A 15,598-nucleotide genomic window follows, 5' to 3' on the forward strand; every position below is an offset into this window, starting at 1 on the left:
CTCTTTCAATACATATGTCATTTGGCATGAATCACATGATAAGAATATCATAGATCATCCAATAAAGATTTTTAGGTGCCTATATCGGCGGTGTCTACCTCTTCCCATTCCGAACAGAGCAGTCAAGCCCGCCAGAGCCGATGGTATTGCCGTAACAGGTGGGAGAGTAGGTCGGTGCCTTTTTTTACACGGAAGCCCTTGCTGGAAACAGTCAAGGGCTTCTTTCGTTTAAGTACTTCCGTATTTCCATGTACAGGCTATTGCATATCCTCCGCCTAGTGGTTATCGCAGCACAGGACCGTCGGTGAGCCTGCTCCATCGGAAGCTGTTCCGCAACTATCCTTTACTAGCCTTGTCAAACGCTATTGCTTTTCAGCAGTATCCTATAGCTGCATATCGACAAGTACAGCAAGAGCTACTCGTAATGATTTTAGGAATACTCCTGTCCTGCTACTAGCCTTGTCAAGCTATATTGTTTTTCGTCTGTATCGTATTGCAGTATATCAATTGGCCTTGCAGTAGTTACTTGTCATAACTAATTTTATATGTTATCTGACTGTTGGGAAGTATACTGGTAGTGGTTAAAGATATAGCTATCAGAATTACATGTTATACAGCTATTTTCCACTATTATTAAGTTTTATGAGCAGATATCCCTGTCCCAGCTGCTGTCTCGATAACTTACAGATGGGAGAAAATCTCCCTTTCTAGGTATATCATTCGTATTTCTACGAGATATTATCTAATTTAGTTGTTATTGCATTATATGATGATAAAAGTAAAACAGGTATTGGTTTTTGGTTTTTTAATCGTATTCTTTTTGAGGAATAATCGATTAAATGCGCAAAATAAGTCTTTGGATGATGGTGTGCTACGAATATTGGCCATCGGTAATAGTTTCTCGGAAGATGCTATTGAACAGAATTTATATGAATTGGCGAAAGCCGGCAAGAAAAAGATAGTGATCGGCAATCTCTATATTGGGGGAGCTCCTCTAAGTTTACATGTAAGTAACGCAAAAGATGATAAGCCAGCTTATCGCTACCGGAAAATAAATCTTGACGGGCAAATGTCCGAGAAAGCAAATGAGCGCTTATCTGAAGCGCTTATCGATGAGGCTTGGGATTATATTAGCTTTCAGCAAGCAAGTCCGCTATCAGGAGATTATGATTCGTATGCGAAGGATCTGCCACCTTTATATGATTATGTAACAAAACATATTCTATTTCCTGAAACTAAGTATATATTGCATCAAACTTGGGCATATCAGAACGGTTCATCGCATGAAGGTTTTGTTCGTTATAACCGTAGCCAAGATAGTATGTATAGGGCTATTGCCAATACTTCGCAAGAGGTGTTTAACTGGGGTAATTTCGATCTGTTGATTCCTTCGGGTACAGCTGTTCAGAATGCACGTTCGAGTTTTGTGGGGGATAATTTTACACGTGATGGTTATCACCTAAATCTGAACTATGGACGTTTCGTTGCTGCCTGTACCTGGTATGAGGCGTTATTCCATGAAAATATACTGAACAATACATTTTTACCGCTCAAAGTAACCTATGTAGAGGGAGAAATTGCGCGAGCAGCAGCACATAAGGCAGTGGAATTCCCCTATGCTGTTACCGTATTAAAAGATTTTCAATTAATGAACTAGTATTTATATGAGTATCAAAAAGAGCTATTTGATCGAATTGGATCACGAAACAAAAAATACCAAACGTATTCTAGATCGGATACCGGACGATAAATTGGATTGGCGCCCGCACGAAAAATCGATGAGTTTGGGCGAATTGGCTGCTCATGTTGTCGAGTTACATAACTGGGTACACAAGGCAATACCAAAGGACGTATTTGATTTTAAAGTAGATTATAAGCCTCTCAAAGTATCCTCTGTCGAAGAGTTGAAAACAATCCTCACTCTTGGACTGGAAGAGAACAAGGCAACACTAGCGGATATCGCCGAATTGGATTGGTTTAATGAATGGGTGCTTAAAGCTGGGGACCATGAGATTGCCCGTTTGCCACGAGCGGGAGCGATACGTTTTATTGTCAATAATCATATCGTTCATCATCGTGGTCAGTTGACTGTTTATTTGCGATTATTGGATATTGCTGTACCGGGCTTATATGGACCGTCGGCAGACGAAGCAATGTCTAGTTAATGTTGTCATCTAATTATTAGGTATAAAAAAAAGGGAATCAAATTTGATTCCCTTTTTTTTATATGCTCGATGGTCTAATTATTTAGCCAATTCTTCTGCGATTGCTTTTCCAATTTCAGCTGGAGATTCAACAACACGAATACCACACTCACGCATGATTTTCATTTTTGCAGCAGCAGTGTCATCTGCACCACCTACAATTGCACCAGCGTGTCCCATACGACGTCCTGGAGGCGCTGTTTGACCTGCGATAAATCCAACAACAGGTTTAGTACCGTGTTCTTTGATCCAACGAGCAGCTTCAGCTTCCATTCCACCACCAATTTCACCGATCATGATGATCGCTTCAGTTTCAGGGTCATTCATTAATAATTCAACAGCTTCTTTCGTTGTTGTACCAATGATAGGGTCACCACCAATTCCGATTGCTGTTGTGATACCTAATCCTGCTTTTACAGTTTGATCTACGGCTTCGTAAGTTAAAGTTCCTGATTTAGAAACAACACCTACATTACCTTTTTTGAAGATAAATCCTGGCATGATACCGATTTTAGCTTCGCCTGCAGTGATGATACCTGGGCAGTTAGGACCGATCAAACGAGAGTTTTTGTCGCTCAAGTAAGATTTTACTTGGATCATATCTTTTGTTGGGATACCTTCTGTAATACAAACAATCACTTCGATACCAGCAGCGGCAGCTTCCATGATCGCATCTGCAGCAAATGCTGGAGGTACAAAAATAATAGAAACATTAGCTCCTGTAGTGTCAACTGCATCTTGCACAGTATTGAATACAGGACGGTCTAAGTGTTGTTGACCACCTTTACCAGGAGTAACACCACCAACTACATTTGTTCCGTACTCAATCATTTGAGTAGCATGGTAAGTACCTTCGTTTCCAGTGAAACCTTGAACGATTACTTTTGAATCTTTATTAACTAATACACTCATTTCTTCTTTAAATTTTGCACACAAATCTACTATTTTGCTTTCTAAAATGGAAGCAATGTGAATAGGAATGTGACCTTTATTGATAAATTTTTAATTGAAATTGCGTTTTTGGATAAAATCCCAAAGAATAATGCCAATTGCGACAGATACATTTAAGGAATGTTTGGTTCCGTATTGGGGGATTTCGATGCAGGTATCAATTTTTTCCATGACATCTTCATCTACTCCATTGACCTCATTTCCAAAAATCAATGCATACTTTTTGTCATTTTCTGGTTCAAACTGATGTAACATAACACTATCATCTGCTTGCTCGATGGCAATAATGACATAACCTTCTGACCGAAGCTGATCAACAACAGCTGTGGTATCTTTGTGGTATTCCCAAGCAACTGATTGAGTAGCCCCGAGGGCGGTCTTTTCGATTTCGCGATGGGGAGGTGTGCCCGTAATGCCACACAAGTATATTTTTTCAATAGCAAATCCGTCTGCAGTACGGAAGGCCGAGCCTACATTATGCATGCTCCGTACATTGTCCATAACGATTGTGATAGGAGTTTTTTCTTGTTTTTTAAACGATTCAACATCTGTACGTTGAAGTTCATCCATCGATAATTTTTGCATGTCGCAAATATACTAAACCTAAAAAATAAAATAGATTTTGAATATTGAAAATAAGGTGTTATTTTTGCAGTCCGAATTACAAGAAAAAATTGAATAAAAATTAGCTAAAAAAAATGGCAAATCATAAATCAGCGATCAAAAGAATTAGAGCAAACGCTACTAAACGTTTAAGAAACCGTTACCAAGCAAAAACTACACGTAACGCAATCAAAAAATTACGTCACACTACTTCTGCAGAAGAAGCAAAAACATTGTTACCACGCGTAATTTCTATGCTTGATCGTTTGGCAAAGAAAAATGTGATCCACAAGAAAAAAGCTTCTAACAACAAATCTAAGTTAACAAAATTTGTTAACGGTTTAGCGTAAGCTTTTCGTATAGATATAGAGGGGTACAGCTCGCTGTATCCCTTTTCTTTATGTTATATACTTTGGATTTCTCTTTCCAAGCGAATGGTAAATAAAAAAGCATCGATATTCGATGCTTTTTTATTTTAAAACTGACTTGGAGTGTTTTTTATTGTTGCAAATTTGGAAGTAGCTCCGCGATGACCTTTTTCAATTTGTTGGGATCTTTCATGTAAGGTTCTAAATCGTAAAGTTCCACTTTTTTAAAGTCAATGGGATGACTCTCACTCTGCAGTGAAATAGTCCCCTTACTTAAAAGCTGACCATCCTTTTTCACTTTAGGATCGAAACCACTTACATTGCCGCCACCAATTTGGGGTTTATTATACTGTAATACGACCTTGTTTTCAAGGATATGCTGCACAAGTGAGTCTCCCAATACTAAGAAATCAGCAGTTACCCATTGATCTCCAGCATAGGTTTTTGATGTTGAGCTGATGCAATGTGGTGTAAATAGCTTATTGTCGATTACAACGTTTGTGCCTGGTGTACAAAGGTTACTTGTGGTCCGTTCGTCCTTGCCATTTCCACCCAACAGTTGCCCTTCGATCGATATTGGAAAGTCTTGATCCACCCCCATGGTATTAGGATCCTGTCCATGTAGCATGGCTCCGCTATTACGCCAGGCCCAACCTTCTCCACCATTTACCTGTTCACCAACAAATCTGTAAGTGACGCGCAATAAATAAGCTGAGAATTCTTTATTGTAGAATAGATGGCCATACTGAAAATTAAAATTATCATAACCATCATATCTTACTTTGAGTAAACCGTCTTCTACACGAAATGTATTTTTATAATTATCCCCAACTTTGTGGTTTCTGATTTTTGGGGTCCAGTTCTTCAGATCTTTCCCATTAAATAACTGAATGGGTTTGGGTTTCTTATCTTGAGATTTGGCAAATAAAGAAGTGCTGAGCAATAAAATTCCAGCACTATAAATGATATGTTTGAATTTCATCCTGAATTAGGTTTATTGACCTAAATTAGGTAAACATTTTTAAATAAGCAATTCTTTTTGTTTGACGTATTCGCTTGGACGGATACCGACGACCTTATTGAATGTGTTACTAAAGGTGGGGAGACTATTGTATCCAACTTTGAGTGCAACTTCATTTACACTTAGTTTTTCGTCTAAAAGGAGCTTAAGAGCAGTCAGCATTCTGAGAATCGTGTAGTACTGGATAAAAGACATATTTAATTCTTTTTGAAATAGTCTGGCTAATGTACGTTCACTAATGTTAAATAATCCGGCAAGTTTTTTAAAGCTGACATTTTCCTCTATATTCTCTTCGAGGTAAGTAACGATATCCTTTAATTTCTGATGATTAGGATAGGGTAAGGCCAATGGAAGCTCATGCAGCGATAATTCCGGCAAGATAAGTTTAAATGCTGTAGCGATACTATATTTAGGTTCTTCGACCGGAAAGATATTGCCATTCCAGCGGTTGGTAAACATAATCAGCTCTATCAAAAGATCATTTACTGGATAGATTCCCATTTTGCTATAGAAGGGTGCGTCATTATTGGTTTTGGGAAAGTACAAATTACGCATAACGACCTCCGGTGTACTTGGATGAATACTATGTTTTATTCCAGCGGGAATCCACAAATAATGTCGGGCAGGTAGAAAATATGATTTTTCCTCTGTCTTAACAAATACGACACCGCCTTCTGTATATAAAAATTGGTCCTTATCGTGGCAATGTTCGGAAATATGATTCTCTGCAATAATGGCGTGGTGACAGTAAATGCTATCTTCAAATGAGTCTACTTCCGTCATATAATAACGGTTGACATATTTAGCATCTGTCGTTATATCTTGTGTATTCATTTTAACCTATAATACTATGTCACAAAGGTAAGACTTTTTTACTAGACCCCACCTTTACTTCTTGAAAGTGAGTGTATGCTTACGTTAAAATGGCAATTAATCGACGAGAGAGTTAGTCTTTACTTACTTTAGTTTTGCCTTTGTTATTGTAAGTTGTTTGTTATCAGTGTGATATATATTATCGATCAGTGTGATATAAAATATTTTTTTATTATGATTTGTTGTATATTTTTGATTTGTAGCGAGTTGTGTCTTTTTAGTCTCGTTTGGATAATTTTGTGTCGAATGGTAATAAATATGCAGTTTAAAAAAATGCTAAAATTGTTTGGTTAAGAGGTGGGAAAATATAACAAAGAACTTTACAAATAAGGGAAATATATAGGTTTCAATTTCTTAAGTTTACAATAATGGAATAAAATCAAACTATAACAATATGGCTTACGAAAGAATAAAAGTTCAAAGCTTACATGATAAAGTGATTACAGCGGAAGAAGCTGCTAAGCTATTTCAAAACGGAATGGTCGTTGGATCGAGTGGTTTTACTAAGGCTGGAGACAGTAAGGTTGTGTTACCAGCCTTGGCTGAACGTGCAAAAGTGGATCCATTGAAAATAACCTTGATTACTGGGGCTTCGTTGGGACATGGAACAGACGGTAAATTGGCGGAAGCGGGGGCACTATCCAAGCGGATGCCTTTTCAGGTAGATCGTATTTTACGTAATAAAATTAATGCCGGGGATGTGCTGTTTATTGATCAGCATCTAAGCGAAACAGCCGAATTGCTGCACAATAAGAATTTGCCTCAGGTGGATATTGCTGTTTTGGAAGTAGCAGCAATAGAATCAGACGGAAGTATTGTTCCAACGACTTCTGTGGGAAATTCGGCTACTTTTGCTGCATTGGCTAAGCAGGTTATTTTGGAGGTCAATACTGCGATACCGATGACGATTAAAGGGATACATGATATTTACCAAGCAGAAGATTACCCTCGCCGTAATGTTATTCCGATTGTAGCACCTGAAAATAAAATTGGGCGTAAAACTATTCCTTTGGACGCAAGCAAGGTGGTGGGAATTGTGTTTACGAATGAGCTTGATAGCCCAGCCGATATTGCTGAACCGGATACCAAAACTACAGCGATAGCGAAGCATATTTTACAGTTTTTCGAAAATGAAGTAGAGCTAGGTCATTTGTCAGAAAGCTTGATGCCCCTCCAAGCGGGTATTGGAAAAGTAGCTAACGCTGTTCTAACTGGATTTATACATAGTAAGTTCCGTAATCTAACGATGTTTTCTGAAGTGTTGCAAGATAGTACCTTTGACCTTATCGATGCTGGAAAACTGGATTTTGCTTCTGCTTCTTCAATTACTGTTTCGGAAGAGTGTTATTCAAGAGTGTTCGATCATTTGGATCGATACCGCGATAAAATTGTATTGCGCCCACAGAACATTTCCAATACACCTGGACTGATCAAACGTTTGGGAATTATAGCAATTAATACAGCCATAGAGTTTGATATTTATGGAAACGTAAATTCTACCCATACTTCGGGAACAAATATCATGAATGGTATCGGTGGATCGGGTGACTTTGCACGTAATGCTTATTTGAGCATCTTTGTTACACAGGCAGCCTCTAAAGGGGATGCAATTTCTCATATTGTTCCTATGGTTTCTCACGTAGATCATACCGAACATGATGTCGATATTTTGGTAACAGATTATGGTTTGGCAGATTTGCGTGGTTTAGCGCCTCGTGAGCGAGCGAAAGTAATTATTGAGAACTGTGTACATCCCGATTATAGGGAGCAGCTATCAGACTATTATAACCGCGCTTGTAAAAGGGGAGGGCATACACCACATTTGTTAGAAGAGGCTTTTAGCTGGCATATTAATCTTCGTGAAAAAGGAACAATGAAAAAAGATCACTAACCGAGGGCGCGCGGTTATATATAGATTAAATGTATAAAGAAAGGCGAGGTTTAATGGTAGACTTCGCCTTTCTTGATGTATAACTATCACAAAGAAAATCACGTATTCATTTTATTGGCACGTTCGCCGATGATATCACAGACGTACCATTGATTGCCCATGGTAGCATAATTTCCCTGGCCGCAAACTCCAGAAGTGGAAATCGAACTTTCTTTTTCAGTAAACACTCTTGTAAGCTTAATATAAGGCATTCAATACTGGATTGCTGTCCTTGCTGTTTCGCCGCTGCGACAATTTCTCGGATTTGTACTTTACTGGTAATTTGGTCCATAGCGCTGCTCGAATCCCTATTGTTGATCTTTATAAATATTCCAATAATTAAAGTCTGTCATTGGGGCATCCGCAATTCCAATAGCTCGGCCCATTGTAACGATCTGTCCCCTATGATATGTTCCGTGGAGGATCAGCTGTTGTATGTATTCGTACTTTGTGAAATCGCATTGAAACCATGGTGATTCCACTTTGATATTTTTTTCAAGATCCAACTCAGATAGCTTGTGTACATAATCCACAAGTTGAACTGAATTTCTTCTTAGTGCTTCAAATATTTCTTCTTTTGTGGTTCGCTTTTTTTCAAAATCGAAATCATTGCTTTCTGAAATGTGGCTCCACCAATATTCTTGTGTCTGCAAGATGTGGTTTAAGGTTTTCAAAATGGTCGGGAAGCTTGAAGGTACCTCCTGGTTAAGTTGGTCGTCCGATTTATCAGCCAGCCAATTGATGTATTTATTGACAACCCAGTCGTTATACTCGGCACTTTTTGTGATTAAGGTCTTTAAACTCATAATTTCAATCTATAGTATGGTTTTTAATGAAATATTTACTAAATATAAATCCTTTTTGGAAAGAATTTATATTAAATTTCATAGCAGATAGACTGTTTGAAAAGCTGCTTTGGAAGTTTTCATTTTTGTAAAATTGAGGCAGGTATAGCCCTATAAGCTAAGCGTAACTTCTTTGCAATAAATAAAAAGTGTTGTTCATATTTTTTATATTTATTTTGCAATAGCAGAATGGTTTAGCATTTGTCGAATGCGCAAGATACCAATAGAAGATTCGACAGCCGCTTGAGCTTGTTGGATTAACCAATTATAATAAATATGATAAAAGCAACGCATTGTATTCTTTCTCTACTAGCCATGTTGTTTATGAACATGGGAAACGCCCAAGTTAATAATTTACAGGAATCCAAAAAGGATTTTGATGAACGGATGCATTGGTTTAGGGAAGCAAAATATGGAATGTTTATTCATTTTGGGCTTTATAGTCAACTTGGAGGGATATATAAAGGGAATTCAACCAAAGGATATGCCGAGTGGATACAATCGGAAATGAATATTCCGAAGGCAGCCTATTCGGAGCTGATTAACACATGGAACCCCAAGGACTTCAATGCAGATCGTATTGTTCAATTGGCTAAGGATGCTGGAATGAAGTATATCGTCCTGACGACCAAACACCATGAGGGCTTTTGTCTGTGGGATTCCCCCTACACAGATTATGATATAGCTTCGACCCCAATGAAAGGAAGAGATCTCGTGCGGGAGTTGTCCACAGCTTGTAAGAAAGCTGGGATCAGATTTGGTACCTACTACAGTATTATCGATTGGCATCACGATTCGCAATATGTCGATCCCAATGGTAAAGGAGATTGGGGCCAGATCCTCATCAAGCCAGAACAGAAAGCTGCTTATATTCAATACATGAAAAATCAATTGAAAGAATTGGTTGTAAAGTATGATACTGACATCCTTTGGTTTGATGGGGACTGGGTGAACTGGTGGGATATGGCCGCAGGAGAAGATCTTTATCAATATCTACGCAAATTGAAGCCCTCTCTTATCATTAATAACCGCGTAGCAAAGCGTGATCAATTTAAGCGAGATTTTGGAACGCCTGAACAAGAACATCCTGGAGCATTACTGGATTACGATTGGGAAGCCTGCTATACCCTGAACAATTCTTGGGGATATAAAAAATCAGATAATAATTGGAAATCTCCCACAGAAGTAAATACTAAGCTACGAGAGATAAATGAAAAAGGTGGAAATTTGTTGCTCAATATTGGACCTGATGCTAACGGAAACGTGCCGGTTGCTAGTAAAGAAATTTTGTTGAAAGCAGCCACAGAGCGCAAAAAGAACTAATCTAAGCAATATTCGCTGCTTGTTGACTCATGGCAAATGTTTTTGGAAAAAAGAGTGTTATTTAATCTTACTTATCAACAAATATGAAAACAAAGATCATTTTAGTTATGGTTTTGATAACCATGCTGTAGGGCTTTCAGTGCAATGTAAAGGCAGATCCACCTTTTCATAAAAAAGGGATGATCAAGGTATCGATTTTTTATCGTAATGGACCTGGAAAGACATTTGATTGGGATTATTATCTCTCGAAACATATTGCGCTTGTCAAAAAAGTTTACGGTAAAGCACTGAAAGGCGTAACCATTGATAAAGGGCTTTCGGGACGTAGCTCAGCAGAAGGTCCGATTTATTTGGCCATTTGCCATTTGTATTTTGATGCTGTTGCAGCCTATCAGGATCCTTTAAAAGAAAATGGGAAAAAGTTTGCTGAAGATTTTCCAAAGTACACGAATATTGCGCCAGAGGTACAGATTAGTGAAGTGATTCAATAGACCCTTCGTTAATTAGGCGAAATACTATTGTTTTGTGAAATATAAATCTGATTGAATGAAACACGAACTGAAAAAGTCGTTTGTGCATAGCAAACGACTGTATTTTTATGGACTTATAGACCTAACTATATAGCAGGTTTATAGTCGATGTAATCTAGCTAAAACTATATGAACGATTAAAATTATGAAGATATCTTGTATGCTATTTCCTAAATTATTATTTATTGGCCTTACCGGTGTCACTTCGCTTAGTGTGCATGGGCAACAGGCTGGCTCGGTCAAACGTATTTATGTCAGTACAAAAGGAAGTGATAGAAACCAAGGAACTATGGCCAGTCCCTATGCCACAGCTGAAGCCGCATTCCGATCGGTAGAAAAACAGAAGCAAGGGAAAAATACACCAGGCATCGAAATCATCTTTATGGCAGGCACCTATCAGCTGGATAAACCGATTGAATTGTCTGCTGGGATATCGGGTACAAGAAGGCAACCCTTGCGGATTAAAGCTGAGGATGGAGCACAAGTTACGCTGAGTGGTGCCAAATCGCTTAACCTCAAATGGAAACAGGGCGATCATGGTATTTGGGAGGCTAAGGTCCCAAGAGGATTAAACTTCCAAAGTCTATATGCTAATGATAAGCATCTTGTCCGAGCACGTTATCCAAACTACGACCCCACTGTCTTGCCATTTCAAGGCTATGCTGCAGATGCATTAAGTCCCGAACGTGTTGCAACCTGGAAAAACCCTAAGGGGGGAATTGTACATGCTTTGTATGCTGGTCGCTGGGGAGGATTCCATTATAAGATTACCGGAAAAGATGGCTTATCAACAGTTACACTTGAAGGTGGACAGCAAAATAATCGTCCCAGCAAAATGCACGAGACCTATCGCTTTGTAGAAAATATCTTTGAAGAACTCGATACCTTTCAGGAGTGGTATTTGGATGAGGAGAAGGCACTCTTGTATTATATGCCTGCTAAAGGAGTTGATCCCAACCAGCTGAAGTTTGTAGCGCCACAATTGGAAAATCTAATCTATCTTTCAGGTTCATCTTCCAGACCAGTGCATGATATTGAGGTTAGTGGCCTTCGCTTCATGTATACTGCTCCTACCTTTATGAAAACAAGCGAACCACTCTTACGTAGTGATTGGACGATCTATCGACAGGGAGCCGTAAAGATTGAAGGTGCGGAAAACTGTATCTTCCGCGCGAATGATTTTATCGCTTTGGGTGGCAATGCAATATTTGTTAATAATTACAATCGCGGGGTCAAAATCGAAGGCAACCGGATTGAACAGATCGGTGCCGGAGCGATCAATTTTGTAGGAGATCCAGCAGCAGTACGCTCACCGGAATTTCGATATGAAAAATTTGTTCCGTTTGACCAAATGGATACCATCAAAGGGCCAAAAACCGATAATTATCCTATGGACTGTGAGGCGAGTGACAATCTGATTCATAACATTGGATTGATCGAAAAACAAGTAGCAGGTGTACAGGTCTCTATGGCTGAATCTTTACGAATTTTGCATAATACCATTTACAATGTGCCTCGAGCAGGTATTAATGTAGGTGATGGAACCTGGGGCGGTCATGAGATAGCTTACAATGATGTTTTTAATACAGTCCTGGAAACCAGTGATCATGGAGCCTTCAACTCATGGGGGCGCGACCGATTTTGGCATCCCAATCGAAAGGAGATGGATGAACTGACGGGGAAACATCCCAATTTAATATTGCTGGATGCCGTCAAAACAACTAAAATTCATGATAATAGATTTCGCTGTGATCACGGTTGGGATATTGATTTGGACGACGGATCGTCCAACTATGAAATTTACAACAATCTTTGTTTAAGTGGGGGACTAAAACTAAGAGAAGGATTTTATCGCAAAGTGTATAACAATGTGATGATCAACAATGGTTTTCATCCACATGTCTGGTTTCAGAATAGTCACGATGTATTCCGTAATAATATTGTGATGGAGTCCCATCAGGATATACAGGTCAAGTATTGGGGGGAAGAGGTAGACCATAATATCTACGGAAGGCAGGATGACCTAGACAAGGATCGGGCGAAAGGCATAGAAAAACATGGTCGTGTTATTCAATTGAACTTTACGAATCCTGCAGATGGCGATTTCCGATTGAAGAACTGGAAAGATCAGGATTTTAAAAATTTTGACATGCTGCATTTCGGGGTTATGAGTAAAAGACTTAAAACTCTTGCCGCTAGTCCTGAAATACCTCAGTTGATCCAATCCGAAGCAGAGGAACAGGGGAGCAGATGGGCCTGGAAGTCGGGCTTATTTAAATCAGTGGAGACTTTGGGAGAGCAGTCGGCTGCGGGCCTACCCTCGATAAACGGCGTGCTGCTACTTCAGTTGGATGAAAAAGGCAATCTTTATAAAAGCGGTTTGCGTGTCGGTGATGTTGTGTTGAATTACCAGGGCGAGAAAATAGATCAATTAATAGACTTGCAACAAGCGATTAAAAAGCATGTACACGCAGACCAGCCGAAGGTGTTAATTTTTAGAAACCAACAGCAGCAGGAATTAACGCTGCAGCTGTAGCAAATAGTTTTTATTTCCATTAGGACTATTGAGCATCTTGGTCGTCATTATAACAGTGTGTTATCATTTAATGGAGTAGAACATGATATTAAATTCTTATTCGTATTAATTGATGTCTAAGGCTGTACAGCACCCATGTGCTGGCAGCCTTATTGATTTAACTGTGCAATGGATTTAACCACAGGTGATCGCCGAACGATGAGCGAGGAAGTTAAGGTACAACACTGGTATGACAATGAGGGAAGTCTTTGTGGGTATGGGATGGTTGAAACAAGTTTCTTAAACTGGTTTAAGTTTGGACTGTTTTTGTTCTCTTAAATTTGATTTATATCGTTTATACCATATTTATATAATTTATACCATGTATAATCAACTTTTTGTACGTATAGCTGTATCGACAGCATTTTTGTCTGCTGTTGCAGATCGTTTGGGGCTGTGGGGGGCACCGGGGGCATCACATGTTTCCTGGGGAAATTGGGCGAATTTTGTAGCCTACTCAAATACCCTTAATTTTTTTGTGCCTGAATCTTTCGGTAATATACTTGCTATAGGTGCAACATTATTAGAGGTTGTCTTAGCAATCCTATTGCTGATCGGCTATAAACTGCGTTTTACGGCATTCGTTGCCGGGATTCTACTGATCAGCTTTGCGATAGTGATGACACTCTCGTTGGGAATTAAATCGACGTTCGATTATTCGGTTTGGGTAGGAGCGGCGGCCTGTTTTCTACTGCGTACTGCCGATAATTTTCCTATTAGCATAGACCGCTATATTGAACTTCGAAAAAAGTAAATGGATAGATGATCTACTCATTTTAGGAATAGATCTCAAAAAAATAAAAAATGCCGTTAAACGAGTCTGTTTAACGGCATTTTTAGGATTACATTTCCTTTAAGTTTACCTCTTTCTTTTCACCGTCTTTGTCGATGGTAACGTGTTTCTCAATATTGGCTTTGTCGACATAAGATGATCTTGCCGTACCGTAATTTGTCGTGGAACCTGTATACCCCCAATAGTTATAATAATTGGTGTAGCCTGATACATAGGAATAGTTGTAAGAATTGGTGAAATCGAAGCTCGCCATAATCACGTATGCGCCTGGCATGAGATCTGCAAATTCGAAATGCCCCTCATCATCATACACTTTTGCTTTTTTAACCGCATAGCCAAAATCAGGGTCTAATGGAACTTCCTGGACCTTTTTCTGTTTTCGGATCTTTTTATTGACTTCCAGCCATTCTTCGTAATAGGCAGAGTTGGCGAATAGCGTAATTTCTGTCCCTTTTGGAGCATATTGCTTTTTGGCAGTATTCACGAGCCCGCCAAGTTTTTTTCCGGAGCTAGATCGTGCGTAAGCCGTTCCGATAATAACACTGTTCCCTTGAGAAATCTGTTGGGCAGACTGTTCTTTGTTGAATCTATTTTTAATAGGTTGATAGTCCAGTTCTTCGTTTACGGTAATTTCCCACTTTCCGTTTCCCATGGACATTTCCCTTTGCCATAATCGGCGATCTTTCTTATCGATGACATAATTGTAGATGGCTCCGGTACTTTCTTCTAAAAGTGTAACCAGCCAACTGTCGTGCTTACCTGTTTTTGGGGAACCATAACTGTAGCTTTTTACTTCTTTAATGGTATAGTCTTCGACAAAAATGTCCGAATCACTATTGTAATAAAATTGCGGGATGCGCGCTTTATACCCTAGATCTAAAGGTAGAGTTGAAATCAGATGATCTGTCCAGTTAAAATCTACAAAAGGTCTAGTTGGCTGTAAGTTGATCTTTTTTTCCTTTTTAGTTTTCTTCGAATAATAATTACCTGTAATTGTTTCTGCAAAGTTGAGGTTTACTTTTGTTTCCTTGCCATCGCTCGCGTAGCTGATGGACCGAAGTGTTTTTGCGTCGGCAATCGTTGTGCGGATCGAAGTCCAGGCATTGTCTTTCGGAACATAGGTATTGGTTAAGGTCAGCTGATTGTTGGCCGCTACGATATCGTAGGTCAATGATCCTTGTTTGTCCCAGGTGTTATCTTTAACATAATATACCGTATACAGTGATTTTTCTGGTTTGATATAGTTGGTATTGATATCGCTGCTACCAGGGGTGACGGTCTTTTGACATAATCCTACGGCCGGAAGTAAGCCTACTCCCAAAACAAAGGCATATAATTTCATATATGTGAACTATAGTTAATGAAAAACAAGTTGTTTTCTTGTTCGATTTATTTATCTAAGGTAATAAAAAAGTTTTTTATTTTTTGCTGGGGATAGCCTCGTCGAATAGGCTTATGCTATAGCGGAAATTTGACCTCGTATCCCTATTGGAGCTTGTTCGAATATTGATGATATACCGATGAAAAAAATAAAACGGAGGTATTTCTACCTCCGTCGTCATGCTCTTTTGAGCACCAGTGA

At 39.0% G+C, this 15,598-nt stretch carries 15 protein-coding genes and 1 rRNA gene; 10 read left to right on the top strand and 6 right to left on the bottom strand.

From position 1 onward, the window contains the following. Window positions 1-71 precede the first annotated feature (71 nt). The 3 genes from rrf to IQ31_RS12025 all read left to right on the top strand — a co-directional run bounded on the left by rrf (window position 72) and on the right by IQ31_RS12025 (window position 2,165). Window positions 72-183, top strand: a 5S ribosomal RNA gene (rrf, locus tag IQ31_RS12015). 583 nt (window positions 184-766) lie between these two features. After that, window positions 767-1,657 (top strand): DUF4886 domain-containing protein, encoded by an 891-nt coding sequence (locus IQ31_RS12020; protein ID WP_244294465.1) that lies wholly within the window; start codon window positions 767-769, stop codon window positions 1,655-1,657. A 7-nt stretch (window positions 1,658-1,664) separates the two neighbouring features. Beyond that, the gene (locus tag IQ31_RS12025; protein WP_145328157.1) at window positions 1,665-2,165 is read left to right on the top strand and encodes a DinB family protein; all 501 of its coding nucleotides are present in this window, start codon (window positions 1,665-1,667) and stop codon (window positions 2,163-2,165) included. Between the two features lie 78 nt (window positions 2,166-2,243). Here IQ31_RS12025 and sucD read toward each other — a convergent pair whose 3' ends face one another. Continuing rightward, a complete protein-coding gene (gene sucD / locus IQ31_RS12030) occupies window positions 2,244-3,116 on the bottom strand; it encodes a succinate--CoA ligase subunit alpha (RefSeq protein WP_070564656.1) in 873 nt (290 codons plus the stop codon). A 90-nt stretch (window positions 3,117-3,206) separates the two neighbouring features. Beyond that, a complete protein-coding gene (locus tag IQ31_RS12035) occupies window positions 3,207-3,740 on the bottom strand; it encodes an RNA methyltransferase (protein WP_070564659.1) in 534 nt (177 codons plus the stop codon). 113 nt (window positions 3,741-3,853) lie between these two features. Here IQ31_RS12035 and rpsT point away from each other — a divergent pair, with 113 nt between their 5' ends. Beyond that, window positions 3,854-4,108 carry a 30S ribosomal protein S20 gene (gene rpsT, locus IQ31_RS12040; protein WP_046671646.1) on the top strand — a complete coding sequence of 85 codons (255 nt, stop codon included), beginning with the start codon at window positions 3,854-3,856 and terminating at the stop codon, window positions 4,106-4,108. 148 nt (window positions 4,109-4,256) lie between these two features. Here the strand turns inward: rpsT and IQ31_RS12045 are convergent, their stop codons facing one another. Together IQ31_RS12045 and IQ31_RS12050 are read right to left on the bottom strand one after the other, a co-directional pair. Beyond that, the gene (locus IQ31_RS12045) at window positions 4,257-5,108 is read right to left on the bottom strand and encodes a 3-keto-disaccharide hydrolase (protein WP_075991192.1); all 852 of its coding nucleotides are present in this window, start codon (window positions 5,106-5,108) and stop codon (window positions 4,257-4,259) included. A gap of 39 nt (window positions 5,109-5,147) precedes the next feature. Further along, entirely contained in the window at window positions 5,148-5,981 is an 834-nt protein-coding gene (locus tag IQ31_RS12050; protein WP_075991193.1) for an AraC family transcriptional regulator, read from the bottom strand. 433 nt (window positions 5,982-6,414) lie between these two features. Here IQ31_RS12050 and IQ31_RS12055 point away from each other — a divergent pair, with 433 nt between their 5' ends. Continuing rightward, window positions 6,415-7,911 (top strand): succinyl-CoA:acetate CoA-transferase ScpC, encoded by a 1,497-nt coding sequence (locus IQ31_RS12055; RefSeq protein WP_145328158.1) that lies wholly within the window; start codon window positions 6,415-6,417, stop codon window positions 7,909-7,911. A 347-nt stretch (window positions 7,912-8,258) separates the two neighbouring features. On the opposite strand, the gene IQ31_RS12060 is transcribed toward IQ31_RS12055, so the two are convergent. Next, window positions 8,259-8,756 (bottom strand): DinB family protein, encoded by a 498-nt coding sequence (locus IQ31_RS12060; protein WP_145328159.1) that lies wholly within the window; start codon window positions 8,754-8,756, stop codon window positions 8,259-8,261. Between the two features lie 315 nt (window positions 8,757-9,071). On the opposite strand from IQ31_RS12060, the gene IQ31_RS12065 reads away from it, so the two are divergent. The 5 genes from IQ31_RS12065 (at window position 9,072) to IQ31_RS12080 (ending at window position 13,977) form a co-directional block, all read left to right on the top strand. Then, window positions 9,072-10,118: an alpha-L-fucosidase gene (locus IQ31_RS12065; RefSeq protein WP_145328160.1), complete on the top strand. Its 1,047-nt coding sequence runs from the start codon at window positions 9,072-9,074 to the stop codon at window positions 10,116-10,118. 179 nt (window positions 10,119-10,297) lie between these two features. Next, window positions 10,298-10,609, top strand: coding sequence for an EthD family reductase (locus IQ31_RS12070; protein WP_244294466.1), 312 nt, complete (start codon window positions 10,298-10,300; stop codon window positions 10,607-10,609). Between the two features lie 184 nt (window positions 10,610-10,793). Beyond that, window positions 10,794-13,184, top strand: coding sequence for a PDZ domain-containing protein (locus IQ31_RS12075; protein ID WP_145328161.1), 2,391 nt, complete (start codon window positions 10,794-10,796; stop codon window positions 13,182-13,184). Window positions 13,185-13,352: 168 nt separating this feature from the next. Then, window positions 13,353-13,502 (top strand): hypothetical protein, encoded by a 150-nt coding sequence (locus IQ31_RS27345; RefSeq protein ID WP_158638872.1) that lies wholly within the window; start codon window positions 13,353-13,355, stop codon window positions 13,500-13,502. 43 nt (window positions 13,503-13,545) lie between these two features. Beyond that, entirely contained in the window at window positions 13,546-13,977 is a 432-nt protein-coding gene (locus IQ31_RS12080; RefSeq protein ID WP_145328162.1) for a DoxX family protein, read from the top strand. 88 nt (window positions 13,978-14,065) lie between these two features. Here the strand turns inward: IQ31_RS12080 and IQ31_RS12085 are convergent, their stop codons facing one another. After that, window positions 14,066-15,358, bottom strand: a complete 1,293-nt coding sequence (locus tag IQ31_RS12085) for a DUF3108 domain-containing protein (protein ID WP_145328163.1) — start codon at window positions 15,356-15,358, stop codon at window positions 14,066-14,068. Between the last annotated feature and the right edge of the window lie 240 nt (window positions 15,359-15,598).

The sequence above is a fragment of the Sphingobacterium siyangense genome (assembly GCF_007830445.1).
Taxonomy (GTDB): Bacteria; Bacteroidota; Bacteroidia; order Sphingobacteriales; family Sphingobacteriaceae; genus Sphingobacterium; species Sphingobacterium siyangense.